At 63.1% G+C, this 24751-nt stretch carries 26 protein-coding genes; 3 read left to right on the plus strand and 23 right to left on the minus strand.

Annotation, left to right across the window (positions count from 1 at the left end; translation table 11 throughout):
• Window positions 1–73: 73 nt before the first annotated feature.
• The 4 genes from OHD62_RS18825 to OHD62_RS18840 form a co-directional block, all read right to left on the minus strand.
• Window positions 74–1045, minus strand: a complete 972-nt coding sequence (locus tag OHD62_RS18825; RefSeq protein WP_263784662.1) for a beta-ketoacyl-ACP synthase III — start codon at window positions 1043–1045, stop codon at window positions 74–76.
• Window positions 1046–1054: 9 nt separating this feature from the next.
• Window positions 1055–2125: a phosphate acyltransferase PlsX gene (gene plsX / locus OHD62_RS18830; protein ID WP_263784663.1), complete on the minus strand. Its 1071-nt coding sequence runs from the start codon at window positions 2123–2125 to the stop codon at window positions 1055–1057.
• 130 nt (window positions 2126–2255) lie between these two features.
• Window positions 2256–2804, minus strand: a complete 549-nt coding sequence (locus OHD62_RS18835) for a YceD family protein (protein ID WP_263784664.1) — start codon at window positions 2802–2804, stop codon at window positions 2256–2258.
• A gap of 40 nt (window positions 2805–2844) precedes the next feature.
• A complete protein-coding gene (locus OHD62_RS18840; RefSeq protein ID WP_263784667.1) occupies window positions 2845–3387 on the minus strand; it encodes a ubiquinol-cytochrome C chaperone family protein in 543 nt (180 codons plus the stop codon).
• A gap of 115 nt (window positions 3388–3502) precedes the next feature.
• On the opposite strand from OHD62_RS18840, the gene OHD62_RS18845 reads away from it, so the two are divergent.
• Window positions 3503–4027 carry an outer membrane protein assembly factor BamE gene (locus tag OHD62_RS18845; RefSeq protein ID WP_263784668.1) on the plus strand — a complete coding sequence of 175 codons (525 nt, stop codon included), beginning with the start codon at window positions 3503–3505 and terminating at the stop codon, window positions 4025–4027.
• 90 nt (window positions 4028–4117) lie between these two features.
• On the opposite strand, the gene OHD62_RS18850 is transcribed toward OHD62_RS18845, so the two are convergent.
• A complete protein-coding gene (locus OHD62_RS18850; RefSeq protein ID WP_263784670.1) occupies window positions 4118–6259 on the minus strand; it encodes a sodium-translocating pyrophosphatase in 2142 nt (713 codons plus the stop codon).
• 237 nt (window positions 6260–6496) lie between these two features.
• A complete protein-coding gene (locus OHD62_RS18855) occupies window positions 6497–6997 on the minus strand; it encodes a DUF2165 family protein (protein ID WP_263784673.1) in 501 nt (166 codons plus the stop codon).
• Between the two features lie 88 nt (window positions 6998–7085).
• Here OHD62_RS18855 and OHD62_RS18860 point away from each other — a divergent pair, with 88 nt between their 5' ends.
• Window positions 7086–7310: a hypothetical protein gene (locus OHD62_RS18860; protein ID WP_263784675.1), complete on the plus strand. Its 225-nt coding sequence runs from the start codon at window positions 7086–7088 to the stop codon at window positions 7308–7310.
• Window positions 7311–7334: 24 nt separating this feature from the next.
• Here OHD62_RS18860 and OHD62_RS18865 read toward each other — a convergent pair whose 3' ends face one another.
• From OHD62_RS18865 to OHD62_RS18945, 17 genes are all read right to left on the minus strand, one after another.
• The gene (locus OHD62_RS18865) at window positions 7335–8084 is read right to left on the minus strand and encodes an ABC transporter permease (protein WP_263784677.1); all 750 of its coding nucleotides are present in this window, start codon (window positions 8082–8084) and stop codon (window positions 7335–7337) included.
• Window positions 8081–9019, minus strand: a complete 939-nt coding sequence (locus OHD62_RS18870) for an ABC transporter ATP-binding protein (protein WP_263784679.1) — start codon at window positions 9017–9019, stop codon at window positions 8081–8083. The genes OHD62_RS18865 and OHD62_RS18870 overlap by 4 nt, the downstream gene beginning before the upstream one ends.
• Window positions 9016–10182: an ABC transporter permease gene (locus tag OHD62_RS18875; protein ID WP_263784681.1), complete on the minus strand. Its 1167-nt coding sequence runs from the start codon at window positions 10180–10182 to the stop codon at window positions 9016–9018. The genes OHD62_RS18870 and OHD62_RS18875 overlap by 4 nt, the downstream gene beginning before the upstream one ends.
• A 249-nt stretch (window positions 10183–10431) precedes the next feature.
• Window positions 10432–11343: an ABC transporter substrate-binding protein gene (locus OHD62_RS18880; RefSeq protein WP_263784683.1), complete on the minus strand. Its 912-nt coding sequence runs from the start codon at window positions 11341–11343 to the stop codon at window positions 10432–10434.
• A 157-nt stretch (window positions 11344–11500) separates the two neighbouring features.
• Window positions 11501–12721 carry an MFS transporter gene (locus tag OHD62_RS18885; RefSeq protein ID WP_263784685.1) on the minus strand — a complete coding sequence of 407 codons (1221 nt, stop codon included), beginning with the start codon at window positions 12719–12721 and terminating at the stop codon, window positions 11501–11503.
• Entirely contained in the window at window positions 12718–13218 is a 501-nt protein-coding gene (gene nusB / locus OHD62_RS18890) for a transcription antitermination factor NusB (protein ID WP_008875369.1), read from the minus strand. Before nusB ends, OHD62_RS18885 begins: the two co-directional genes overlap by 4 nt.
• On the minus strand, window positions 13215–13709 hold the full coding sequence (gene ribH / locus OHD62_RS18895) for a 6,7-dimethyl-8-ribityllumazine synthase (RefSeq protein WP_263784689.1): 495 nt from the start codon (window positions 13707–13709) through the stop codon (window positions 13215–13217). The genes nusB and ribH overlap by 4 nt, the downstream gene beginning before the upstream one ends.
• A 95-nt stretch (window positions 13710–13804) precedes the next feature.
• Window positions 13805–14422, minus strand: a complete 618-nt coding sequence (locus OHD62_RS18900; RefSeq protein ID WP_263784691.1) for a riboflavin synthase — start codon at window positions 14420–14422, stop codon at window positions 13805–13807.
• Window positions 14423–14435: 13 nt separating this feature from the next.
• Window positions 14436–15566 (minus strand): bifunctional diaminohydroxyphosphoribosylaminopyrimidine deaminase/5-amino-6-(5-phosphoribosylamino)uracil reductase RibD, encoded by a 1131-nt coding sequence (ribD, locus tag OHD62_RS18905; protein ID WP_263784693.1) that lies wholly within the window; start codon window positions 15564–15566, stop codon window positions 14436–14438.
• A gap of 2 nt (window positions 15567–15568) precedes the next feature.
• The gene (nrdR, locus tag OHD62_RS18910) at window positions 15569–16048 is read right to left on the minus strand and encodes a transcriptional regulator NrdR (RefSeq protein WP_006332602.1); all 480 of its coding nucleotides are present in this window, start codon (window positions 16046–16048) and stop codon (window positions 15569–15571) included.
• A gap of 127 nt (window positions 16049–16175) precedes the next feature.
• Window positions 16176–16763, minus strand: a complete 588-nt coding sequence (locus OHD62_RS18915; protein ID WP_412177402.1) for a hypothetical protein — start codon at window positions 16761–16763, stop codon at window positions 16176–16178.
• A gap of 67 nt (window positions 16764–16830) precedes the next feature.
• Complete coding sequence (gene glyA / locus OHD62_RS18920) at window positions 16831–18144, minus strand: serine hydroxymethyltransferase (RefSeq protein WP_263784698.1); 1314 nt, start codon at window positions 18142–18144, stop codon at window positions 16831–16833.
• A 118-nt stretch (window positions 18145–18262) separates the two neighbouring features.
• Window positions 18263–19903 carry a Na+/H+ antiporter gene (locus OHD62_RS18925; protein WP_263784700.1) on the minus strand — a complete coding sequence of 547 codons (1641 nt, stop codon included), beginning with the start codon at window positions 19901–19903 and terminating at the stop codon, window positions 18263–18265.
• 143 nt (window positions 19904–20046) lie between these two features.
• On the minus strand, window positions 20047–21300 hold the full coding sequence (locus OHD62_RS18930) for a L,D-transpeptidase family protein (RefSeq protein WP_263784702.1): 1254 nt from the start codon (window positions 21298–21300) through the stop codon (window positions 20047–20049).
• Between the two features lie 333 nt (window positions 21301–21633).
• A complete protein-coding gene (gene ldtR, locus OHD62_RS18935) occupies window positions 21634–22149 on the minus strand; it encodes a transcriptional regulator LdtR (RefSeq protein WP_008875359.1) in 516 nt (171 codons plus the stop codon).
• A 286-nt stretch (window positions 22150–22435) separates the two neighbouring features.
• A complete protein-coding gene (locus OHD62_RS18940; RefSeq protein ID WP_263784789.1) occupies window positions 22436–22858 on the minus strand; it encodes a DUF6163 family protein in 423 nt (140 codons plus the stop codon).
• A complete protein-coding gene (locus OHD62_RS18945) occupies window positions 22855–23898 on the minus strand; it encodes an enoyl-CoA hydratase/isomerase family protein (RefSeq protein WP_263784791.1) in 1044 nt (347 codons plus the stop codon). Before OHD62_RS18945 ends, OHD62_RS18940 begins: the two co-directional genes overlap by 4 nt.
• Before the next feature lie 332 nt (window positions 23899–24230).
• Between OHD62_RS18945 and OHD62_RS18950 the strand changes: the two genes are divergently transcribed.
• On the plus strand, window positions 24231–24731 hold the full coding sequence (locus tag OHD62_RS18950) for a pyridoxamine 5'-phosphate oxidase family protein (RefSeq protein ID WP_263784793.1): 501 nt from the start codon (window positions 24231–24233) through the stop codon (window positions 24729–24731).
• Window positions 24732–24751: the final 20 nt, after the last annotated feature.

Genomic DNA, 24751 nt, shown 5'->3' on the forward strand with positions numbered 1-24751 from the left:
ATCGATACAAGCAAAGGCAGAGCCTAAGTAATTGATCCGTCAAGGTCAAGGACCGAACCTGTCAGTTCGGCACTTACCAGCGAACCAGAACCGCGCCCCAGGTGAAGCCCCCGCCCATCGCCTCGAGCAGCACCAGATCGCCCTTCTTGATGCGGCCATCGGCAACGGCCACCGAGAGCGCCAGCGGCACGGATGCCGCTGAGGTATTACCGTGCAAATCGACGGTAACCACGACCTTTTGATCAGCTATCCCGAGCTTCTTGGCGGAAGCGTCAATAATCCGTTTATTGGCCTGATGCGGCACGAACCAATCGAGATCCTCAGCGGTGATCCCGGCCGCCGAGAACGTCGCTTCGATAACGTCGGTGATCATGCCAACGGCATGCTTGAAAACTTCGCGGCCTTCCATCCTGAGATGGCCAACGGTTCCGGTGGTCGACGGTCCGCCGTCGACGTAGAGCTTGTCCTTGTGGATGCCGTCGGAGCGCAGGCTGGCCGCCAGCACGCCGTGATCGGCAATACTGCCCGCTCCCTCTCCTGCTTCCAGAACCATGGCGCCGGCACCATCGCCGAACAGGACGCAGGTCGAGCGGTCGCTCCAGTCGAGGATGCGCGAGAAGGTCTCCGAGCCAATCACCAGGACCCGTTTGGCCAGGCCGCCGCGGATATAGAGGTCGGCGGTCGTCACCGCATAGACGAAGCCCGAGCACACCGCCTGCAGGTCGAAGGCGAAGCCGTGATGCATGCCGAGTCGGTTCTGGATGTCGACAGCAGTCGCCGGAAAGGTGTTGTTGGGCGTCGAGGTCGCCAGCACGATCAGGTCGATATCCGCCGGTGTTAGGCCGGCATCGTCGAGAGCCGCACGCGCCGCCGCTTCGCCCAGCGAAGCCGTCGTCTCGTCATCGGCCGCGATATGGCGCTGACGGATGCCGGTGCGCTGGGCGATCCATTCGTCTGACGTCTCGACCATGCCTTCGAAATCGGCATTCTTCATGATGCGGCGGGGCAGCGCAGCACCTGTGCCGCGCACGACTGATCTGATCAAAGCTCTTTCCTATTCCTTTGCGTCGGCAACGACGTCGGATTTCCTGTTGGTCTGGGCATGCGGATTGCGCGCATGGAACAGGTCGAGATCGGCCTCGATGCGGTCGAGCAGATTGTTGCGCACCATGTCGTAGCCAAGCTCGATCGCCGCCGCGAAGCCATCCGAATCAGCCCCGCCATGACTTTTCACCACAATACCGTTCAACCCCAGGAAGACGCCGCCATTTGAGCGACCGACATCCATCTTTTCACGCAGGCGATCGAAGGCACCCTTGGCAAAGATATAGCCGATCCTGGCCATCAGAGTCCGGTTCATCGCGGCGCGCAAATAACCGGCGATCTGTCTTACCGTGCCTTCCGCCGTCTTCAGCGCGATGTTGCCGGCGAATCCTTCGGTGACGACCACGTCGACGGCGCCCTTGCCAATGTCGTCGCCTTCGACAAAACCGTGATAGTTCATCGAGGCCATGTTGGCCTCGCGCAACATGCGCCCCGCCTCCTTGACCTCTTCCTGGCCCTTGATCTCCTCGACACCGACATTGAGCAGGCCGACGCTCGGCCGTTCGATGCCGAAAACCGAGCGCGCCATGCCGGTGCCCAGAATCGCAAAATCTATCAGTTGATGCGCATCGGCGCCGATGGTGGCGCCGACGTCCAGAACCACGCTTTCGCCGCGCAATGTCGGCCAAAGTGCTGCGATCGCCGGGCGGTCTATGGTCGCCATGGTGCGCAGACAGAATTTCGACATGGCCATCAGGGCGCCGGTGTTGCCGGCCGAGATGCAGGCATCGGCGGTGCCTGACTTGACCGCCTCGACCGCTTTCCACATCGACGACTTCCAGCGGCCATGGCGCAGCGCCTGGCTCGGCTTGTCGTCCATCCTGACCGATATCTCGCAGTGGATGAACTCGCTCACCTGCGCCAGCTTAGGGAATTTAGCGAGTTCGGGGCGCACCACCTCCTCACGACCATAGATGACGAAGCGGATGTCGGGACGCCGGGTCGCGACCGTCATGAGCGCCGGGATGACCACGCTTGGTCCGTGATCGCCGCCCATGGCATCGATGGAAATCCTGATCACGCGGTATTCATCTCACGTTTTGCTTGAGCGAGCGCCTGGCGCTTGCGATGGTTCGGGGCTCGCGAAGGTTTGGCGAAAATAGCGGTTTTGGGCTGCCGCACAACCGACTTTTCTAATATCAGGGCCGCTTTCAGGATTTTCCAAGCAGCGAGCGCAGCTTTTGCTGGAATTCGCTTTCATCGGACCCGGCGTCGCCCGAGACGGTAAGCGAGGCTCCCGGCTTGCGTGGATAAGGATCGATCGCCAGCCCGAAGAACTGTTCGGCAATCGCGCCGACATCGATCGTGTCGCCGGAGAAAATTTCGGGACTGTCCGGCCCTTCGGCATCGAGCAGTATCTCGCCACCGCCCTCGAAACCCTGCCGCCCGAGCTTGGACTCTTGCGGCAGAAACAGCGCCTCGACCGCCTCGTCGATTTGCGCCTCGACTGGCTCGAGAGTAACGATGCAGGCTTGGGTTATATCGGCCTCGACCCGACCGCTGACCTTGACGCCGTTGCGCTTCCATGGCGTCACCAGAAGGTCGGCGCGATAGCTTTCAACCGAAAGCAGATCGTGTTCGCCGGCAAGTGCTGCGCGCTGCTTGGCATCGGCCTCGATCACCACCGGCAGTCCCTTGTGCGGCAGGCGGGTGACGTTTGCCACGAAGGACACGGGGCTTTGGGTGTCAGCATCTTTCATCTTCCTCTCCTTCAGCCTGACTCTCTTCAGCCTGACTTGGTCAGCCCGACTTGGCCACAGGAAAAGTCACCGTGCCGGAAACGATCGATTCGGCAGGCTGTTCCGCGAGATGCCTGTCGGCCTCGACCACATAGTTTGCCAGTCGCAAAGCTTGCGGCCAGGCGCCAGCATCTGGCCTGACATTGCGGGCAAGGGCGGCGGCAAGCGCGTCGTGGTCGTTTCGTTCCAGGGCGTCGTCATAGGCGGCCGTACGGCCATAGAACATCTTCGCCAGTTTCTTCATGCGTTTCGGCACGCCGACATCGCCGACGCCCAGTTCCCGTAGCGAATGCTCGACATCCAGGAAGAATTCGTCGATCAGCACCTGCGCAACCTCTCCCGCAACGCCGCCCTCGCCGCGCAGCCGGTGCTGGAGCAGGAACATGTGCAGCGACAGCATCTCGAAACGGCCGAGCGGCGTGTCCGGTACATTCCAGTCGGAATAAAACCCGGTTTGCCGCGCGGATGCCACGATTTGTGCGTAAAGCGCCTCGGTGATAGCGCGGTTGGCGTGACGTTCGCGACCAAAAAGGCGCTGGAACATTTGAGGGTGGTCTCCCGGGGACCGTTTGTTGAATTGGCCTTGTTGCATCGGCAAGCAAGCTGGTTTACCGGTTTTGCGGCCCAGCGCAAGTTGCGGCAGTTTGAAGGAGTTGTTGTTGCGAGCGCTGAAATTCAAGTCGATTTTTCTGCAAAGTTCCGTCGGCGTGGCTTCGCTGCTGGCGATCGCTTCTGCGCTCTCCGCCTGCAATTCGTCCAAGATGATCGGCGATCTCAATCCGAGCGAGACGTTGACGCAGGGTTATGTGATCGACCAGCAGGCGATCGACTCGGTGCCGGTCGGCTCCAGCCGCGAACAGGTGCTTTTGGCGCTCGGCACGCCGTCGACGACAGCTACGTTCGACAATGAGGCCTTCTATTACATTTCGCAGACGCGAAAGCGTTACGTCGCCTTCGACAAGCCGCGTCTGGTCGACCAGAAAGTGCTGGCGGTGTATTTCGGTGACGATGGACGCGTTACCCAGATCGCCAATTACGGCATGAAGGACGGCAAGGTGTTCGACTTCATCTCGCGCACCACGCCGACCGGCGGCAAGGACCAGAACTTCCTCAGCCAGATCATCAACGGCGCCAGCAAGCTGGCGCCTGGTATCCCCGGCGGATCGTCGCCCGGCGGTACGTGATCGCCATCCGGCGCTTCACCGCCAGCACCAGAAATCAGGCAACAAAAAACCCGCCGGATCGCTCCGGCGGGTTTTTATTTGAGTGATAGCTTATCCGTGCGCGAGCACGGCCAGCAGCAGCAGCGCGACGATGTTGGTGATCTTGATCGCCGGGTTGACCGCCGGGCCGGCGGTGTCCTTGTAGGGGTCGCCGACCGTATCGCCGGTCACCGAGGCCTTGTGCGCCTCGGAACCCTTGAGGTGCTTGACGCCGTTCTTGTCGGTGAAGCCGTCCTCGAACGACTTCTTGGCGTTGTCCCATGCGCCGCCGCCTGAGGTCATCGAGATGGCGACGAACAGGCCGTTGACGATGACGCCAAGCAACGAGGCGCCGAGCGCGGCAAAGGCGGACGCCTTCGAGCCCGAGATCAGCAGCACGCCGAAATAGACGACGAGCGGCGCCAGCACCGGCAGCAGCGACGGGATAATCATCTCCCGGATCGCCGCCTTGGTCAGCAGGTCGACGGCGCGGGCGTAGTTCGGCTTTGATGTTCCGGCCATGATGCCCGGATCCTCGCGGAATTGCTTGCGCACCTCCTCGACGATGGCGCCCGCCGCACGGCCGACGGCCGTCATGGCGATGCCGCCGAACAGATACGGAATCAGGCCGCCGAAGATCAGGCCGGCGACGACGTAAGGGTTGGAAAGATCGAAAGAGATTTCGCCCATGCCCTGGAAGTAGGGATATTTGTCGCCATTGGCGGCAAAGAACTTCAAGTCGTTCGAGTAGGCGGCGAACAGCACCAGAGCGCCGAGACCGGCCGAACCGATGGCGTAGCCCTTGGTCACTGCCTTGGTGGTGTTGCCGACGGCGTCGAGCGCGTCGGTGGAGTGGCGCACTTCCTTGGGCAGGCCGGCCATCTCGGCGATGCCGCCGGCATTGTCGGTGACCGGGCCGAAGGCGTCGAGCGCGACGATCATGCCGGCAAGGCCGAGCATGGTGGTGACCGCGATCGCCGTGCCGTAGAGGCCGGCGAGCTGGTAGGTGGAGATGATGCCGCCGACGATGACGATCGCCGGAAGCGCCGTCGATTCCAATGACACTGCAAGGCCCTGGATGACGTTGGTGCCGTGACCGGTCACCGAGGCCTGGGCGATGGAGTTCACCGGGCGCTTGTTGGTGCCGGTGTAGTATTCGGTGATCACCACGATCAGGCCAGTCACCAACAGGCCGATCAGGCCGCAGATGAACAGGTTCTTCCCGGTGATGGCCATGCCGGCAACGATGCCGATCTCGCCCCAGCCGAGGCATACCGAGGTGGCGACGCCCAGCCCGACGATCGACAGCAGACCTGTAACGATCAGGCCCTTGTAGAGCGCGCCCATGATCGAGCCGTTGGAGCCGAGCTTGACGAAGAAGGTGCCGACGATCGAGGTCAGAATGCAGGCGCCGCAGATGGCGAGCGGATAGAGCATGGCAGCACCCAGAACCGCGGTGCCGCCGAAGAAGATGGCCGCGAGAACCATCGTGGCGACGACGGTCACCGCATAGGTTTCGAACAGGTCGGCGGCCATGCCTGCGCAGTCGCCGACATTGTCGCCGACATTGTCGGCGATGGTGGCCGGGTTGCGTGGATCATCTTCAGGAATGCCGGCCTCGACCTTGCCGACGAGGTCGCCGCCGACGTCGGCGCCCTTGGTGAAGATGCCGCCGCCGAGACGGGCGAAGATCGAGATCAGTGAGGCGCCGAAGCCCAGCGAAACCAGCGAGTCGATGACGATACGGTCGTTGGGCTGGAGACCCATGAAGTGGGTGAGGATCAAATAGTAGATCGAAACGCCGAGCAGCGCGAGGCCCGCGACCAGCATGCCGGTGATGGCGCCTGACTTGAAGGCAATGTCGAGGCCGGCGGCGAGGCTGTTGGAAGCGGCCTGCGCGGTGCGCACATTGGCGCGCACCGAGACGTGCATGCCGATAAAGCCGGCCGCACCCGACAGAACCGCGCCGATCAGGAAGCCGATGGCGGCGGTGGCGGAAAGCAGCCACCAGGCGAGCAGCAGGACGACAACGCCGACAATGGCGATGGTGGTATACTGGCGCGCCAGATAGGCCTGCGCGCCTTCGCGGATGGCCGCGGAGATTTCCTGCATGCGTGCATTGCCTTGGTCGGCCGCAAGGACCGAACGTGTCGCCCAAATGGCGTAAAGGACTGAAAGCAGGCCGCAGGCGATGACGGCGGAAATAATGGTCATTGCCTAATTTTCCTCGATTGATGGCCCAAAAGAACCCCTCCCTGGGCCGTTGAGACGGGAAGCGGATTCCGCCAAGCGGAATCCGCCTCCTTCGCACCGGCTTATGCGAAACAGGGCTGCGAACGTCAAGATATTGTTCGGTTTTTGCCCGGCTTTCGCCCAAAAGGCATGGACGGCAGCGGACCCGCCGGTGCCGCCGCCCTATTAGATCGATTAAAATCGGCCTGACGGCTTCGATCAGCTTTTACGCAGATCACCATCAGGCTGGATGACGAAGATCAGCACCACCAGCATTGTCATGTAGAATTTGAACGCCGCCTCCTGACCGTTCCATGTCGAAGACTGCCACATGGCGAACCACTCGCCGCCAACGACCATGAAGCCGAAATACCAGACAAGGAAACCCATGGTGGCGGCGATCACCACAAATTTCTTGGCGTCATTGAAAGCCTGCCCGCTGGCGTTGCGCGCCTGCCACAAACTCCAGGCGGCGATCAGATAGAGCAGACATGTCAACGCCTCGCCCAGGATGATCAGCCAGTAGCCCGCGGTCCACAGCGACGGGTTGGTGATCGAGCGATACATCAGCGCATTGCCGGGAAAGGTTGTGTCCATGCTCAACACATGCTGGACAAAAGCGAAGTTTGAGCCGTAATCGGTGATGTTGCCGAAGGCGACGAGGAAGGCGAAAACCGCCAGACACACACACATGACGATCTTGGAGAAACGCAAGGTCATGGCAAGAACTCCTGCTGAAAGATCGGGGCACCGGACAGATCAATCGCCGAGTCCCGAAGATTGCGCAACGGGGGGGTCGGCGATCATCGTGCTCACAGCCGTCGCGAGACATTATGCCAGCAAGCAAGGCATCGCCCAGGCTGTCGAAACGCTCGATCTCGGCTGCGATTGCGCTGCGGGTGATCTTGTCTCGTTGATACAAGCCGGCGCGCGACACGATTTCGCGATCATCCGCCGCCGCTGGATCGTCGACGGGGTTGGCACCAGGCTCGAGCTGACGCTCGACCACCCTGCCCGTTCGAGTGGACAATGAACCAGTAAGGCTTGCGCCGAGAGGTTACGCCGTCTCCTGCCCCATCCTGCGCGCGGAATAACGCTCGATCGCCGAGAGCCCGTCATAGATCAGCACGGCAAGCGCCGCGACGATCAGGCCGCCCTGCAGGATAAAGGCGAGATTGTTCGACAGCAGGCCGGCGATGATCACCTCGCCCAAGGTCTTCGCCGCTACCGTCGAACCGATGGTCGCGGTAGCAAGGCTGATGACCACCGACAGCCGGATACCGCCCAGAATGATCGGCGCGCTGAGCGGCAATTCTACCTTGATGAGCCTTTGCCAGCCGGTCATGCCGGCGCCGCGCGCCGCCTCGACGACATTGGCCGGCAGCGTCGTCAGGCCGGTCAACGCGTTCTCGAAGATCGGCAACAACCCGTAGAGAAACAGTGCGATCAAAGTTGGTTTCTCGCCGAAGCCGACGGCCGGCACGGCGAGCGCCAGCACGGCCACCGGTGGAAAGGTCTGGCCGATATTGACCAGGCTGCGCGACAGCGGCAGGAATTCGACGCCGGCCGGCCTGGTGACCAGGATGGCGAGCGCGACCGCGACGATGGTCGCGGCAACGGTCGCGATCAGGACGATTCTGAGATGCAGCAGTGTCAGCGTCAAAAGGCTGCCCTGATTGTAGATCGCCGGCGCGTTGTTCTCGGTCAACGGCTTCAACAAAGGTTCGAACCAGCTGGGGTTGGTCACGAAGGCAACCAGCAGCACAACCAGCGCAAGCCTGAGCAGCGATGGAAGCCAGGCCTTCATGCCGGCCTCGCCGCGCGCTTCACCAGCCCGTCCACGGTGACGCGGCCGAGCGGCTTGCCGTCAGCGCCTTTCACCGGCAGCGCGAGGCGGCCCGACCACAGGAGCTCGGCCAAGGCGTCGCGCTGGCTGGCGTCGCCGGGGATCGCCTCGCCTTCGGCGGTCCCCTTCTCCACCGCGTCGCGCACGCGCCCGAGCGACAGCAGCCGGAACGGCTTTTCGCTGGCGCCGACCAGCGTCTCGACGAAGGCGCTGGCCGGCCTCGCCAGGATCTCGGCCGGCTTGGCATATTGCACCAGCTTGCCCGCATCCATGACCGCGATCTTGTCACCCATATGCACCGCCTCTTCCATGTCGTGGGTGACGAGGATGATGGTGGTGCCGAAGCGCTTCTGGATCGCCAGCAGGTCCTCCTGGGCCTTGTTGCGGATGATCGGGTCGAGCGCACCGAACGGCTCGTCCATCAACAGCACGTTGGGCTCGGCGGCGAGCGCGCGGGCGACACCGACGCGCTGCTGCTGGCCGCCGGAAAGCTCATGCGGATAGCGCGGCCCGAACGCCTCGGGGTCGAGCTGGTAGAGGGTCATCAACTCGTCGACGCGGGCCTTGATGCGAGCCTTGTCCCAACCGAGCAGCACCGGCACGGTGGCGATGTTCTGCGCCACCGTTCGGTGCGGAAACAGGCCATGGCCCTGGATGGCGTAGCCGATGCTGCGGCGCAGCTCGTAGCCGGGCAGCGAACGGTTGTCTGCGCCGTCGAGCTTGATGACGCCCGAAGTCGGCTCGACCAGGCGGTTGATCATGCGCAGCAGCGTCGTCTTGCCGGAACCGGAGGTGCCGACAACGACGGCAATGGTGCGCGGCTCGATCAGCATCGATACGTCATCGACGACGGTCGTCGCGTCATAGCGCTTGGTAATGCCTTCGATCTCGATCATGCGGGTTGTGCCTCGCGTCTCTTGGTGGAGGTCATTTCGATGACCGCGTCGAGAATGATGGCCGCGGTAAAGGCCATCGCCACCGTCGGCACGGCGCCGAGCAGCACCAGGTCCATCGCCGTCTGGCCAACGCCCTGGAAGACGAACACGCCGAAGCCGCCGCCGCCGATCAGCGCTGCAATGGTGGCGAGGCCGATGTTCTGCACCAGCACGATGCGGATGCCGGTGAGGATGACCGGAAAGGCAAGCGGAAACTCGACGCCGAACAGGCGCTGGCGGTCGGTCATGCCCATGCCGCGAGCGGCGTCGTTGGCGGCGCGCGGCACGCCGGCAAGGCCGACCACGGTGTTGGCCACCACCGGCAGCAGCGAATAGAGGAACAGCGCGAGGAAGGCGGGGGCGGTGCCGATGCCGCGAATGCCGAGGGAGGCCGCTCCTGGCACATGCGTGGCGACCCAGCCGAGCGGCGCGATCAGCAGGCCAAACAGCGCGATGGAGGGGATGGTCTGGATGATGTTCAGCACATTCAGCACGCCGGCGCGCAATTTGTCGACGCGGTGGCAGAGGATGCCGAGCGGCAGACCAGCGACCACCGCCGCCGCCAACGAGCCCAGCGCCAGCGTCACATGCTTGGAGCCCTCCGCCCAGAAACTGTCGGCACGGTTGGCGTATTCCTTGAGGATGGATAGGCTGTTCCAGCTTCCCGAAACCAAAAGCAGGCCGATCGCGAGCGCAGCTACGACCAGCACGCCGACGCGCGCCCATGGCGACAGGTTTAGCCTCGTCAGCACATCGGCGAGCAAAAGCGTAAAGGCGAAGATGAGCAGCCAGAAGCCAGAGGCTGGCGAAATGCGCGCGAACGTATTGCCCTCAGGCGTCAGGAAGCTACCGGCGACACCGATCAGGATGGCAAGGGCCGCAAGTGCCGCCACGCTGGCCGCAAGGCGCAGGACGAGTGGGGTTTTCAACAGCGCGATGATTGCCGCGATCACCACGATCGCCAGCAGCAGCGGGCCGACCGTCACCGGCAGAGATTCAAGGATTGAGCGCGCCTCGCCGGGCACGATGCGGTTGGCGCGGAAAGTGGCGAAAGGAGCGAGGAACGCCGCATTGGCTGCGATCGCGGCGATAACCACGCCGAGCTTGTCGAAGCGGATGGTCATGAGACGCCTGCGTGGCGATTGGACGACCTGACGACAGAATCGCCGCGCTCTGTCGCGCCCTTCTTTGTCCTGCCGGACATCTCCACCACAAGGGGGGAGATTGGCAGCTTCGTCGCCGGCGATCTCCTTGCGACGCTGGAGATTGGCGAAAGCCGATGCGACATCCGATCTCCCCCCTTGTGGGGGAGATGTCCGGCAGGACAGAGGGGGGCGCCTCGCACCGATGTCATAATTTCAGCTGCGAGTTGCTTACTTCAAAAACCCGTTCTTCTTCAAAAAATCCTCGGCGACGCCCTTGACCGGCTCACCGCCAACCTGCACGCGGCCATTCAGTTCCTGCAGCGTGACGAGGTCGAGTTTGGCGAAGACCGGCTTCAAGAGCGTCTCGATCTCCGGATGCTCCTTCAGCACCGCCTCGCGGATGATCGGCGCAGGCTGGTAGACCGGCTGCACGCCCTTGTCGTCGTCGAGGACGACCAGGCCGGAGGGCGCGATGCCGCCGTCGGTGCCGTAGACCATGGCGGCGTTGGCGCCATTGGTCTGGTTCGCCGCCGCGGCAATGGTCGCAGCCGTGTCGCCGCCAGACAGCGTGATCAGCTGGTCGGGTTTTAGCGTGAAGCCGTAAGTGGTCTGGAAGGCCGGAAGTGCTGCCGCCGAATTGACGAACTCGGCCGAGGCCGCCAGTACCACCTGGCCACCGCCAGAGACATATTTGCCGAAGTCGGACAGTGTTGCCAGCTTGTTGGTCTCGGCGACCTCCTTGCGCAGCGCGATCGCCCATGTGTTGTTGGCTGGCGACGGCGACAGCCAGACGATCTTGTTGGCGTCGTAGTCGAGTTTCTTCGCTGTCTCATAGGCCTTGGCGGCATCCTTCCAGACGGGATCGTCGGCTTTTTCGAAGAAGAAGGCGGCATTGCCGGTATATTCCGGATAGATGTCGATTTCGCCGGCGGTGATCGCCTTGCGCACCACCGGGGTGCCCCCGAGCTGGATGCGGTCGGTCGTCTGGATGTTGTTGGCGTTCAGCACCAGCTGAATGATGTTGCCGAGCACACCGCCTTCGGTGTCGATCTTCGACGACACCACGACCTGGGCGCTGGCGGAGGCGGCTGTGATGCCGAGCGCCAGTGCTGCGCCGGCCAGAAGCTTGATTGAAAACATTGTGAAATCCCTTGCTGTGAAACCGGAATGCGGTTGCCGCATATGAGCATGGCCTCAACGCCCCGTCGGGGCACACGGTTTCATAACAATGGGTATGCACGCAATAATTTTGTGCGGATTGGCCTAATCCCACGCCGCCCGTCCCGACAGCGTGATGTCAGTTTACTGGACGCAAGGTCGTCATCTTCAACGCACCCAATGCCACGAAGCAAAGTACCGTGACCGGGAAGATGATCCAGTTCAGCATCTCCCAACCCCAGGCATTGTAGACCGCGCCCGACATCAGCGAGGCAAAGGCGACGGAGCCGAACAGGACGAAGTCGTGGAAGCCCTGCACCTTGCCCTTTTCCGATGGCGTGTAGCTGTCAGCGACCATGGCGGTGGCGCCGATGAAGGCGAAGTTCCAGCCAAGGCCGAGCAGGATCAGCGCCATCCAGAACTGCCACAGCGCCAGCCCCGACAGCGCCACCACGGCGCAGCCGATGAGCAAGACAAGACCGATTGCCACGATCCGCTCGGCGCCGAAGCGATGGATCAGCGAGCCGGTGAAGAAGCTCGGCGCGAACATCGCCATCACGTGCCAGGAAATGCCGAGCGTGGCGTCGTCGGTCGACAGGCCGCATCCGACCATGGCCAGCGGAGCGCCGGTCATGACGAAGGTCATCAGCGCATAGCTGCCGACGGCGCAGAAAAGTGCTGCGATGAAACGCGGCCTGGTGACGATCTCGGAGAGCGGCCGGGCATCGCTGTCGGCGATTTCCGCCTTGCCGACGGCTCTCGCCGGAATGCGAAGGAACGAGAGAATGACTGCTCCGACCGCCGCCAGCACGAGGATGGAAGCGAACGAGCCGGCGAACATCACAGGAGCAAAGGATTCACGGGTAAAGATAACGATCTGCGGCCCGAGGATGGCGGTAACGATGCCGCCGGCCAGCACGAAGGAGATGGCACGCGCCTTGAACGCCGGCGGCGCGTTGTCGGCGGCGGCGAAGCGGAACTGCTGGACGAAGGCGCCGCCGACACCGAGCACCAATAGCCCAAAGGCGAACAGCCAGAAGCTGGGATTAAACAGCGCCAGCGTGGCAACAAGCCCGCCAAGCGCGGTGACGATCGTGCCGGTCATGAAGCCGCCGCGCTGGCCGAGCTGGCGGATGATGGCGGCGGCCGGCAGAGCGCCGAGCGCAACACCGATGTTGAATCCGGTGACCGGCGCGGTCGCCAGCGACTTGTCAGGGCCAAGCAGATATTGCCCAGCCAGAGCGCCGAGCGAAATGGCGATGGGTGCGGCCGAACCGATGATCGCCTGCGAGGCGGCCAGAATAAACGCCGTTCGGCGCGCTTCCTTGCCAGCCCCGGCGGCGATGGCCGTGGCGGTCATGAAGCGTCCTTGCCGCGCCCCTCGCCACGCACCCGGCGTGACACGCGATCGAGCACGGCGTTGGTGAGCTTCGGCTCGTCGTCCTCGTAGAAGGCCTTGGCGATGTCGACGTATTCCGAAACGATGACGGCGACAGGCACATCCTCGCGCTTCATCAGCTCATAGACGCCGGCGCGCAGAATGGCGCGCAGGGTCGAATCAAGCCTGGACAGCGGCCAGTCGTCGGTCAGCGCCTGTCGTATGACCGGATCGATGGTCTTCTGGTTCTCGACGACACCGGTAAGGATGGCGCGGAACCATTGCGCGTCGGCCTCGCGATAGAGCGCGCCGTCGACTTCCTTGCCAAGCCTGAACAATTCGTATTCGGCGGTGATCTCGAAGACCCCGCTGCCGGCCACGTCCATCTGGTAGAGCGCCTGCACGGCGGCCAGACGGGCCGCGCCGCGCTTGTTGGCATGGCGCACTGTGGGCTGGCCAGGCGAAGCAGGCTCGCTCACGATGGCGCTCCCAATTGCTGTTTGAGCGCGATCATGGTCAGCGCAGCGCGCGCGGCAAAGCCGCCCTTGTCGCCTTCCGAACGCCTGGCCCGTGTCCAGGCCTGGGCATCGTTCTCGGTGGTCAGGATGCCGTTGCCGATGCAGATCGATTCCTGCACGGACAGATCCATCAGCGCGCGGCTGGATTCATTGGCGACTATGTCGAAATGATAGGTATCGCCACGGATGATGGTGCCGAGGGCAACGAAACCGTCATAGTCCGTCCCACCTTCGGAGGCGCCGTCAAGCGCAAAGGTTATCACCGCCGGGATTTCCAGCGAACCCGGAACCGTGACGACATCATAGGTCGCGCCCGCTTCATCGAGCGCGGTGGTCGCGCCTTCGAGCAGCGCGTCGGCAAGGTCGTCATGGAAGCGTGCCTCGATGACGAGAAGGTGCGCCTTCTTTTTCGGGCGGATAAACGCTTTGCCGTGTTGGGATGTGCCAGCCATAAATGTCTCCGGGGATCGCCGGTGACTTAGGCCGAAGCGGCCACATTCGCAAGCTTTGTCCGACGTTCAGGACCGGTCTAATTTCCGAGGGTGGCTTAAAGCCCCTCTTTCGCCGCCTCAACCAAGCGCGCCGCGTAGCGGGCCATGGTGTCGATCTCGAGGTTGACGCGATCGCCGACCTCGCGATCGCCCCAGGTGGTAACGGTCAGCGAGTGGTGGATCAGCAGCACGTCGAAGCGGGTGCCTTCGATCTTGTTGACGGTGAGCGAGGTGCCGTCGAGAGCGACGGAGCCCTTGGGCGCGATGAATTTCGCCAGATGGCGTGGCGCCTCCAGCGTGAAGCGTACCGCATCGCCCTCCTCCTTGCGCTCGATGATCTCGGCGGTGCCGTCGACATGGCCGGATACAATGTGGCCGCCGAGTTCATCGCCGATCTTCAGTGCCCGCTCCAGATTGATCCTGGTGCCGGATTTCCAGCCCGCAGCCGTCGTCAGCCTCAACGCTTCCTCCCAAGCCTCGACCTCGAACCAGCGCGCGTTCGAGCCGTGCTCGGGCAACGCCGTGACGGTAAGGCAGACTCCGCCGCAGGAAATTGACGCACCCATGGCGATGGTCTTGGGGTCGTAGGCGGTGTCGATGCGCAGGCCGATGCCTTCGCTCAGCGGCTTAACCGCGGCAACGGTGCCGACATCGGTAACAATCCCAGTAAACATCGCGGCCCTGGTCCTAGATATCTCTTACCCATTCGGCGTAGCTGTCCTCGCCGAAACGCATATCACGCAACTTGCGAAACCCCGCAGGGATATGGTCGGCGTCGATGGGCGATGCAATGCCGTCCTTGCCGATCGCTTCCGGCCCCTGGAACAGCACGATGCGATCGACCAGCCCTTCCGCCAGGAAAGTACTCGCCACCTTGGCGCCGCCCTCGACCAGCACGCTCGCCATGCCGAGCGCGGCCAGGTCTTCCAGCAGTTCCGGCAGAGCGACGCCACCTTCATGTGTTTCCGTGCCGATGAAGCGAACGCCGACGCGTTCGAGCGCTGCCCGCCGGTGCGGATCGGCCTCCAGGCAAGCGGCGACATAAAGCGGGACCCGGTCGATGCCTGAGACCAGCTTCGAGGTCTCCGGCAGGCGGATCTGGCGGTCGAGCACGATGCGTGCTGGCGAGCGGTTCTCCAGCCCCGGCAAACGCACGGTCAGCGCCGGATCGTCTTCCAGCGCGGTGCCGATGCCGACCAGAATGGCGTCGGCTTCGGCCCGCATCAGGTAGACTTCGCGCCGCGCGATCTCGCCGGTGATCGCGACCTGCCCCTCGCCTTCCCTGCCGATCTTGCCGTCGCTGGAAAGCGCAAGCTTCAGAATCACTTCCGGGCGCTTCTTGAGAGATCGAATCAGATAGCCAGCCATCTGTTCGGCGGCCTCCGCGGCGAGCACCTTTTCGACCACATCGACTCCGGCGGCGCGCAGGATGGCGTAGCCCTTGCCGGAGACACGCGGGTCGGGGTCGCTCGCAGCACCCACGACGCGCGCGACGCCAGCATTGACCAGCGCATTGGCGCAAGGCGGCGTGCGGCCATGGTGAGCGCAAGGCTCCAGGGTGACATAGGCGGTGGCGCCTCGGGCCAGCTCGCCAGCCTCGGCCAGCGCCTCGGTCTCGGCATGCGGCCGGCCACCGACGGCGGTGACGCCGGTGCCGACGATCATGGGGCCAGCACCATCGTCGCGCACGATCAGCGTACCGACCGAAGGGTTGGTCGAGGTGCGCCCGGCGTTCTTTCGCGACAGCCTGAGCGCCGCCGCCATGAAGCGGCGATCGAGGCTCTCCTGTTCGGCTTTGCTGCGCTCGGGCTTTGCCATGCTCAGCCGGCGTCCTCGTCGCCCTTGAGCTCGTCGCCCTTCAGTTCACCCAGCACGTCATGGAAATCCTTGGCCTCGCGGAAATTGCGATAGACCGAGGCGAAGCGCACATAGGCGACGTCGTCGAGCGATTTCAGCGCCTCCATGACCAGCCGGCCGACCTCGCCGGAGGCGACTTCGGTCTCGCCCGAGCTTTCGAGCTGGCGCACGATGCCGGTCACCGCGCGGTCGATGCGCTCGGGATCGACATTGCGCTTGCGCACCGCGATCTCGACCGAGCGCAGCAGCTTGTCGCGGTCGAACGGCACCTTGCGGCCGGATTTCTTGACCACCACGAGGTCGCGCAACTGCACGCGCTCGAAGGTGGTGAAGCGGCCGCCGCAATCGGGGCAGACGCGGCGCCTGCGGATCGCCGCGCCATCCTCGGCGGGGCGCGAATCCTTCACCTGCGTATCTTCGGACTGGCAGTAGGGACAGCGCATGGAGAGCCTTCGGTTCGCGAATCTCGTGAAGCGAAAGGCTTAGAGCTTTTTGCCGGAATGGCAAACGCAGCCTTCGCGTCTCAGAGATAGCGAGGCGCGGAGAAAATTGCGAGAGCCGCCTGTCGCGTCAAGGCGCAACGTCTTTTGTCGGGAAGCCACAGGACGTGCCGAGATTGCGGTAGGCCTTAGTGAACCCATCCATCGGGATGCTGGCGACCGCCTGCTTGCCGAAAACGACATCGAGCGAGGTGGCCTTGCGCATGGCGCGCAGCAGGGCGAGGCTGGTTTTGGCTTGGTTGTTTACCACCCAACTGGGACGGCCGTTGACGGCGTCGGTGGAATAGACCGTCGCGGAAACCTTGACGCCGGGGTCGCCGAATGTCGCGGCGATGTTCTTGCCGGTCGGCAGATCCTTATTGTCAACGGTGATCATGATGGCGGGATAGGCGTCGGGCGGCAGAGCATCGCCGTTCGAGATCGACAGCGTCAGCGTGCCGGCACTGCCGTTGCCGTCGACGAAGGCGGTCGAAGCGGCGCAGGTCTTGCGGACATCCTCACCGGTGTTGACTTCATCCACGATGGTCGACCACGTGCCGAAGGTTTCCATCTTCGGTGCCGCCGCAGGAGTCGTCTGCGCCCAGGCGACACCAGATGCCGGCAAGGCTGCCAGCAGGGCCAAGGCTCCAAGGACGCAAGAACCGGCATAGCTTCGCATCATCAACACTCCTGCCCGGATCGTTTGCAACGGCGCTTGTCGATAAGCAATGATGGTGAGCGTCAGGTCAACCGAGATAGGGATAGAGCGGAAAACGATCCGTTAATGCGGTCACCTTCGCCTTCACCGCGGCTTCCACCGCCGCATTGCCCTCGTCGGAGTTGGCGACCTTGAGCCCATCCAGCACCTCGGCGATCAGCTTGCCGATCTCGCGGAACTCGGCCTGGCCGAAGCCGCGCGTGGTGCCGGCCGGGGTACCCAGACGCACGCCAGAGGTGACGAAGGGCTTTTCCGGGTCGAAGGGGATGCCGTTCTTGTTGCAGGTGATGTTGGAGCGGCCAAGCGCGGCCTCGGCGCGCTTGCCGGTGGCGTTCTTGGGCCTGAGGTCGACCAGCATCAAATGGTTGTCGGTGCCGCCGGAGACGATGTCGAGACCGGTCTCCTTGAGGCTGGAGGCCAGCGCCTTGGCATTGGCGGCGACGCTCTCGGCATAGAGCTTGAAGCTTGGCTTCAGCGCTTCGCCCAAGGCCACCGCCTTGGCGGCGATGACATGCATCAACGGCCCGCCCTGCAGGCCCGGGAATACCGCCGAATTCATCTTCTTGGCGATGTCCTCGTCGTTGCACAGGATCATGCCGCCGCGCGGGCCGCGCAGTGATTTGTGCGTGGTCGTCGTCACCACATGGGCATAGGGCAGCGGCGACGGGTGCACGCCGCCCGCGACCAGGCCGGCGATATGCGCCATGTCGACCATCAGATAGGCGCCAATCGAGTCGGCGATCTCACGAAACCGCTTCCAGTCCCAGACGCGCGAATAGGCAGTGCCGCCAGCCAGGATCAGCTTCGGCTTGGTCTCATGCGCGATCTTTTCGATCGCATCCATGTCGAGCAGATGGTCTTCCTTGCGCACGCCGTAGGAGACGACCTTGAACCATTTGCCACTCATGTTGACCGGCGAACCGTGGGTCAGGTGGCCGCCTGAATTCAGGTCGAGGCCCATAAAGGTGTCGCCGGGCTGCAAGAGCGCCAGGAACACCGCCTGGTTCATCTGGCTGCCGGAATTGGGCTGGACGTTGGCGAAGTTGCAGCCGAACAGTTTTTTCGCCCGCTCGATCGCCAGGTCCTCGGCCACGTCGACGAACTGGCAGCCGCCATAGTAGCGCTTGCCCGGATAGCCCTCGGCATATTTGTTGGTCATGATCGATCCCTGCGCTTCCAGCACGGCGCGGGAGACGATGTTTTCCGACGCAATCAGCTCGATCTCGTGGCGCTGGCGGCCGAGTTCGTTGCGGATGGCGCCGAAGATCTCCGGATCGGCATCTTCAAGCGTGGTTTCGAAGAAGGATTCGAATTTGTTCGACACTGCCGCTGCTGTTGCCATGGCTTGAAATCCTCGCGCTCCGGGGGTCTGTCGCGCCATTAACACAGTTGCTTTCGCCCCGCCACGTTTGCAGCGCGAAATTTGCTGGTCGGATTGCGTCAGCGCGGGTCCGCAGTGCTTATTTCCTCCCCTGCCGGCCCTTCAGCAAGGCCTCGGTGAGGGTGATTTCGGCAAACAGCGCCTGCATCGTATGGTCGTTGATCTCGCGGCTGCGGAACATGGCGCGCACGGCGGCCCGCTCGGCCTCGATGCCGGCGAGCCTAAGCTCGAGCTCCAGCCGTCCGGCTTCACGGGCCTCGGCGCGGGCTTCATCCGCCTCGTCGGAGGCGGCGATCCGGCGCCGATAACCGGCGACGATGCTGTCGGCTACCGCCAGGCGGGCTCCGGCCTCCTCACCTTCGCTGCCGTCATTGGCGACGCTCTCGATGCGAGCGATGGCCGCATTGGCCGCGCCGACGCGTGCCCGGCGTTCCTCGGCGGCACCAGGATCCTCGCCCGGCTCGACCAGCCCGCGCGCGATCTTCGGCAAGGCAAGGCTGGCGATGACAAGCGAACAGATGATGACGCCGGCGGCGAGGAAAATCACCAGATCGCGGGCCGGAAACGGCGAGCCGTCGGGCATGGCGAGGGGCAGCGACAGGATGCCGGCCAGCGTGATGGCACCGCGCACGCCCGCCACCGAGCCGGCGAGCCGCACGCGCAGGCCGAACGTCTCGGCCTTGCGCTTGCCAAACCGCGCGGCAAGCCGCGCCGCGATGTCACCGACCCAGATCCACAGGAAGCGCAGCGCGATCAGGCATAGAGTGAGGATCAGCACCGTGGCGACCGGCTCGATCAGCCAATGCCGGCTGCTCAGCTCGGGCGGCACGTTGCGGATGATGTCGGGGAGCTGCAGGCCGAGCAGAATGAACAGAGCGCCGTTGAACACAAAGGAAAGCGTCGTCCACAGCGATATGGTCTGCATGCGCGCCGATACGCTGAGATAGCGGAATATGCCGGACCCACTGGTGAGCACGCCAGCAGTGACGGCGGCCAGGATTCCGGACGCGCCGGCATGCTCGGCGCCGAGATAGGCAATGAAGGGGATCAGGATCATCACCAGCACCTGCGCCTCGGCAGGCACACCGCCGATGCGGTTGAGCAATTGCAGTGCCTTGGCGGCGGCGAACACCGCCACCACGCCAGCCAGGATGCCGGCGGCAACGGCGTAGAGGAAACTCAGCGAAGCAGCGGCGAAGGAGAAGCTGCCGGTCAGCACTGCCGCCACCGCGAAACGGAACATGACGAGACCCGACGCGTCGTTGAGCAGCGACTCGCCTTCCAGAATATGCATTAGCCGCGCCGGCACCACGTTCCGGTCGACGATCGAGGAGACGGCCACTGCGTCTGTCGGCGACAGCACTGCCGCAAGCGCGAAGGCTACGACCAGCGGGATGCTCGGCACTAGCCAGTGCAAGGCATAGCCGAAGCCGACGATGGTGAAGAAGACGAGCCCGATGGCAAGGTCGAGGATCGGGCCGCGCAGCGCCAGCAATTCGCGCTTCGGCGCGGCAACGGCGTCGCTGAACAAAAGCGGCGGGATGAACACCAGCAAGAACAGCTCGGGATCGATCTCGATATGGATGCCGCGCACCGGCCAGGCCAGTGCCGCACCCATGGCGATCTGCAATACCGGCAGCGGCACGCGCACGAGCCGGACCAGCGCGCCCGAAAGGGCGACGAAGACGAGCACGACGAGGATGAAGACGGCGACTTGCATGGCCTGATTCCGAACGAGGTTTCCAAGATCGTGCGTAAACCGGACGGGAAGGTCCATCCAGAGTACGCAACAGACTCGCTTGCGGGAACTTGAAAGCAAAAAGGCCGCCTCATCGGCGGCCTTTTCAGCAAAAAATCAATCGCTTAAAGCGCAGAAGTGATTTGCAGCTCATTGGCTCCGTCGAGGCCATAGATGTCGTCGCGGAACTGTACGACGCCCGGCCCCGTCGACCAGGCCGACAGATAGAGGAAATAGACCGCCACCGGATTGGTGACCTGCACCGGGATGTTTTCGCCGCTTTTGATCGCCTGCTCGAAATGCTGGCGGTTCCAGCCCGGCGTGTCGCGCAGGATCCAGGTGACGAGGTCGCGCACGTTCTGGACGCGCACGCAGCCCGAGGAATCGAAGCGCATCATCTTGCCGAACAGGCTCTGCTGCGGCGTGTCGTGCATGTAGACGCCGTCCGGGCTCGGAAAATTGATCTTGACCGAGGCCATCGCGTTGCCTGCGCCCGGATCCTGACGGAAGCGGTATTTCTCGGCGTCGTCGGTCGACCAGTCCACGGTGAGCGGATCGACCTCACTGCCATCCGGCGCGAACAGCCTGATATGGCTGTCCTTGAGATAGTTGGGGTCCTTCCGCATCAGCGGAATGATGTCCTTGCGCACGATCGAGACCGGAGCATTCCAGTAGGGGTTGACGATGATCTCGTTGATCTTGGAATTGACGATCGGCGTCTGGCGGTCGATCTTGCCGACAACGGCGGTGTGGCGCAGCACGACGCGATCGTTCTCGACCGCCTCGACCTGGGCGCCCGGGATGTCAACCAGAACGTAGCGGTTGCCCAGAGTGCCGGCGCGCTCGCGCAGTCGCTGCAGGTTTGTCTGCAACTGGCCAAGCCGGATTGGCGCCGAAACATTCATCGCCGCATAGGTGTACTGGCCCAACGTTCCATCGGACGGCAGGCCATGGCGCGCCTGGAAGCGCTTGACGGCGGCGTCGACATAGGAATCGAAGGCCGTCGAGATGCCGGCGCTCTGCGCCAGATCGCCCGAAACCATCAGACGCTTGCGCAGCGGCACCACGTCCGGATCATCAACGCCGAGCTGCAATTTCTTGGTATCAGGAACCGGCTCCCAGCCGCCCTGGGCGACGATGTTCTGATACTGCGCGACCGCCTGCTCGGTAAACGCAACGGTCTGCAGGCTGAAGATCGGCAGCGTCGAGGCCACCTTGCCGCCCTGGCTGGGGCGGGCGTCGAACTGGTCGTCCCAATTGCCGCGGCCGGAGGACTTCAGGATGTCCCCGATCACGTCCTGGGCGCTGGCGGCGTTCGCTACCATGGCGGCGGCGAGCGCGGAGGCTCCGGAAAGGAAGAAACGGCGGCTGGTTCTCATGGACGTTCCAGACATTCTTGTAGCAATTCTTGTCACGGGCGATCTCGCCCACACACTAAAGTTGGCATTGTTAACAATTAGCCAACCAGCGCCCCATCACTTCGATGTGAAACAGGCAAGGTGTAACGCGCGTTCGAGGTGAATTCATGGCTTCCACCTCACCCGCATTCTCGCTTTCACCGGGAATATGGCGGCAACGTGGCCTTGTCAGCGATTTGGATCGGCTGGCCCATACGAAACGCAAGGACCGGTGCTTTTCGGCACCGGTCCTGATTGGCTGCTCCCCGGCCGCGCTTCTGTGGCGCGGCTTCCGATCTCGATGCGGCGGATGAATTACATCCGATAAGCAATCGTGTCATTCCAGAAGCGGTCCAGCCGCTGGAGCGCACGGTTCATCTGCTTGAACTCGTCGGTGTTGATGCCGCCGACCTGCTCGATCGAGCCGACATGGCGCTCGTAGAGACCGGCGACGACTTCCGCCACCTCGTTGCCCTTCGGCGTCAGCGAGACGCGGACCGAACGGCGGTCGATGCGCGAGCGCTGGTGGTTGATGAAGCCGAGATCGACCAGCTTCTTCAGATTGTAGGAGACGTTCGAGCCGAGATAGTAGCCGCGCGAGCGCAGTTCGCCGGCGGTCAGTTCCGAGTTGCCGATGTTGAAGAGCAGCAGCGCCTGGATGGCGTTGATGTCGGAACGGCCGTTGCGGTCGAATTCGTCCTTGATCACGTCAAGCAGACGGCGGTGCAGACGCTCCACAAGCTGCAGCGATTCCATGTAAAGCGAACGGATTGCCTCGCGGCGATCGTCGGATACGTTGGCGGTCTTCGCCGCCGGACGCGAATTGATCATTGTCTTTGCCTCTCGTTTGTCGCCCTGGTGATTTTTTGTTTTTCACCTTGATCGCGACACTATCGAATACTCATAAAATTCGACTTAAACGCCAAGGCTAACAAGAGCTTACCGGTAAGAGGTTTCGAAAGAGGCTTAACGAACGGTCACCCGAGCAAGGATAATTAACCTAAAGATTTCACCACTGATTCTGGGCGAAATCAGAGCGGGATGGGGCATCCCGTTCTATCTGCTTGTTTAACGGCATTTGCGCGACGCCAAGTCAGTCCATCTGGCTGCAAATGCTCTAGCGCCGGGTCTGGCGCTTCTGCAGCCAGATCACCACGCGAAAGACGATATAAAGCAGCGCCACCGCCGCATGTGAGGCAACGATCAGCAGCCGGTGGCCGAAGAGCTCGGGAAAGCCGGCATACATGACCGTCTCGGTCACCGCGCAGATGAACCATATTACCGGCCCCCAGGAGGCCAGCATCCAGAGGCCCGCGGCGGCGAAGGGGAAGAACACGGCGAGCATCACCGCCGCCACCTGCCAGTGCACAGGCATCAGGTCGAAGCGCCACAGCGGGCCCTGGTAGAAGCCGATCAGCCTGATCCAGTACAATATGCCGAACAGGAGGCAGTAGCCGGCAATGACACGCTGGAACCAGGCGAAGATGACTTCCACCGTCGTCGGCTGCAGCACGACGCGCCTCGAGGTGACTTCGCTCACAGCTCAAGTTCCCGTTCATCGAGCGGCGCGAAATAGGCGTCGACATCGGCAGCGCTGACCGCATCGAGGCTTGCCGGCAGCCAGAGCGGCGTCGAGCCCTTGTCGATGATGGCGGCGCGAATGCCCTCGTAGAAATCATGGCCCGACAGCATGCGGTTGAGGATGCGGAACTCCATCTTCATGCATTCGTCCATGGACAGCGTCAGCCCGGCGCTGATCTGACGCCAGGCGACATGCAGGCTGGTCGGCGAGCGGGTGCGGATCGTCGCCAGCGTCTTTGCCGCGAAATCGTCAGCAGCGGCTGCCAACTCCAGGCTGCCGACGATGTCGGCCAGCGACGGTTGCGCGAAATGGCGGGCGATCGCCTCCAACACCGGCCTGTCCGTCTCGCGCCGGGCCGGGACAAAAAAGCCGCGCAGCACCGATTCCGGATCGCCCGTCGCGCAAAGCCGGTCGAGAAAGCCCGCCTGATCCTGCGCCTTGATCGTGTGCGTCGCCAGGCCCGACCACAGCGCATCGCCGTGGCGGATGCGGTTTCCCGTGAGCGCCAGATACATGCCGAAGCTGCCGCCAAGGTCCGGCAGGAGGTGGCTGGCGCCGACATCCGGGAAAAAGCCGATGCCGACTTCCGGCATGGCGAACTGGGCGTTCTCGGTCATGATCCGCTGCGAGCCATGGAAAGAGACGCCGACGCCGCCGCCCATGACGATGCCGTCGATCAGCGCGACATAGGGTTTTTTGAACCGGGCGATACGGGCGTTGAGCCGGTATTCGTCGGCGAAGAACTCGACCGGCGGCTTTCCCGCACGGCCGGCTTCATAGATATGCAAGATGTCGCCGCCCGCGGAAAACGCCCTGCCCTCGGCCTTGACGACCACCACATCGACCTCGTGATCCCGCTCCCAGGCGCGCAAGGCCCTGTCGAGTGCCTTGACCATGCGATGCGTGACGGCATTGAGCGCCTGTGGCCGCGTCAGCGTGACGATGCCAGCCCGACCCAAATGTTCGAAGCGAATTTCGTCGCCTCCGTCAAAATCCATCGCCAGAGAATCCTCCCCCGCATCTGCGGGACTGAAGTGCTATCGCATCGGCCCGAAAATCGGAATCGATTTTTGCGGCGCTGACCTTCGGTTCGGAAAGCACGATGCGAAGACTCAAAATTCTTGAGACGCGTACTTTGTGCGTCCAAGTGGACGCACGTCGCTCTAATAGCTGGCGCATGGGTGCGTCAATGCCGGGGCCAATCGGTGGCGGGCTGGTTTGGATTTCGGGCGCAACGAGACCGTCCTTTGCGTCCGGCCCAAATGGGCGCAAAATTGCCGTCGAGGGCACGACCGTCCATCTATGCAGCAATCACCTCAGGGGCGAACGCATGATGCTTGAAACCGGAGCGTCGGGGTATGAGATGCCGCGAAAGTTCGACCCGGACGACGTTCTCAGTCGCCCGCTGATGGCGAATCTGGCGACCGTGACCGCGGACGGTGCGCCGCGCAGTGCTCCGGTATGGTTCATCTGGGAGGATGGCGCGATCTGGTTGCTCGGGTCAGCGGACGGCAGCGCGGTAAAACACCTTGAGATAGACCCGCGCTGCGCGGTTGAAATCGTTCACTTCGACAACGAGGCCGGCATCCTGCTCCATCTCGGGCTGCGCGGCGCCGCCACCATCGAAGCGATGTCGCCGGACCGCTTCAAACGGCTGCTTCACAAATATCTTGGTCGAGAAGCAAGCTGGAACCAGTGGTTCATCGACAATGTGGCCCAGATCGAACATCCGGACGGGCGCATGATCAGGCTTGCCCCGGTCAGCATCTTCACCAACAATGTGTCGTTCTTCAGAACCGGTCCCGAGCTGGCGTGGCCGCCAAAGCCGTAGATACCGAAGGACTGTGAGCC

Origin of the sequence: Mesorhizobium sp. YC-39 (assembly GCF_025753795.1) — a bacterium.
GTDB lineage: Bacteria > Pseudomonadota > Alphaproteobacteria > Rhizobiales > Rhizobiaceae > Mesorhizobium.

What these genes read in the sequence shown, in the direction of transcription:
- OHD62_RS18835 (WP_263784664.1), bottom strand. Translation starts at nt 2,804, where the DNA reads ATGAAAGATGCTGACACCCAAAGCCCCGTGTCCTTCGTGGCAAACGTC.
- OHD62_RS18840 (WP_263784667.1), bottom strand. Translation starts at nt 3,387, where the DNA reads ATGTTCCAGCGCCTTTTTGGTCGCGAACGTCACGCCAACCGCGCTATC.
- OHD62_RS18850 (WP_263784670.1), bottom strand. Translation starts at nt 6,259, where the DNA reads ATGACCATTATTTCCGCCGTCATCGCCTGCGGCCTGCTTTCAGTCCTT.
- OHD62_RS18855 (WP_263784673.1), bottom strand. Translation starts at nt 6,997, where the DNA reads ATGACCTTGCGTTTCTCCAAGATCGTCATGTGTGTGTGTCTGGCGGTT.
- OHD62_RS18865 (WP_263784677.1), bottom strand. Translation starts at nt 8,084, where the DNA reads ATGAAGGCCTGGCTTCCATCGCTGCTCAGGCTTGCGCTGGTTGTGCTG.
- OHD62_RS18870 (WP_263784679.1), bottom strand. Translation starts at nt 9,019, where the DNA reads ATGATCGAGATCGAAGGCATTACCAAGCGCTATGACGCGACGACCGTC.
- OHD62_RS18875 (WP_263784681.1), bottom strand. Translation starts at nt 10,182, where the DNA reads ATGACCATCCGCTTCGACAAGCTCGGCGTGGTTATCGCCGCGATCGCA.
- OHD62_RS18880 (WP_263784683.1), bottom strand. Translation starts at nt 11,343, where the DNA reads ATGTTTTCAATCAAGCTTCTGGCCGGCGCAGCACTGGCGCTCGGCATC.
- OHD62_RS18885 (WP_263784685.1), bottom strand. Translation starts at nt 12,721, where the DNA reads ATGACCGCCACGGCCATCGCCGCCGGGGCTGGCAAGGAAGCGCGCCGA.
- ribH (WP_263784689.1), bottom strand. Translation starts at nt 13,709, where the DNA reads ATGGCTGGCACATCCCAACACGGCAAAGCGTTTATCCGCCCGAAAAAG.
- OHD62_RS18900 (WP_263784691.1), bottom strand. Translation starts at nt 14,422, where the DNA reads ATGTTTACTGGGATTGTTACCGATGTCGGCACCGTTGCCGCGGTTAAG.
- ribD (WP_263784693.1), bottom strand. Translation starts at nt 15,566, where the DNA reads ATGGCAAAGCCCGAGCGCAGCAAAGCCGAACAGGAGAGCCTCGATCGC.
- nrdR (WP_006332602.1), bottom strand. Translation starts at nt 16,048, where the DNA reads ATGCGCTGTCCCTACTGCCAGTCCGAAGATACGCAGGTGAAGGATTCG.
- OHD62_RS18915 (WP_412177402.1), bottom strand. Translation starts at nt 16,763, where the DNA reads ATGCGAAGCTATGCCGGTTCTTGCGTCCTTGGAGCCTTGGCCCTGCTG.
- glyA (WP_263784698.1), bottom strand. Translation starts at nt 18,144, where the DNA reads ATGGCAACAGCAGCGGCAGTGTCGAACAAATTCGAATCCTTCTTCGAA.
- OHD62_RS18925 (WP_263784700.1), bottom strand. Translation starts at nt 19,903, where the DNA reads ATGCAAGTCGCCGTCTTCATCCTCGTCGTGCTCGTCTTCGTCGCCCTT.
- OHD62_RS18930 (WP_263784702.1), bottom strand. Translation starts at nt 21,300, where the DNA reads ATGAGAACCAGCCGCCGTTTCTTCCTTTCCGGAGCCTCCGCGCTCGCC.
- ldtR (WP_008875359.1), bottom strand. Translation starts at nt 22,149, where the DNA reads ATGATCAATTCGCGTCCGGCGGCGAAGACCGCCAACGTATCCGACGAT.
- OHD62_RS18945 (WP_263784791.1), bottom strand. Translation starts at nt 23,898, where the DNA reads ATGGATTTTGACGGAGGCGACGAAATTCGCTTCGAACATTTGGGTCGG.
- OHD62_RS18950 (WP_263784793.1), top strand. Translation starts at nt 24,231, where the DNA reads ATGATGCTTGAAACCGGAGCGTCGGGGTATGAGATGCCGCGAAAGTTC.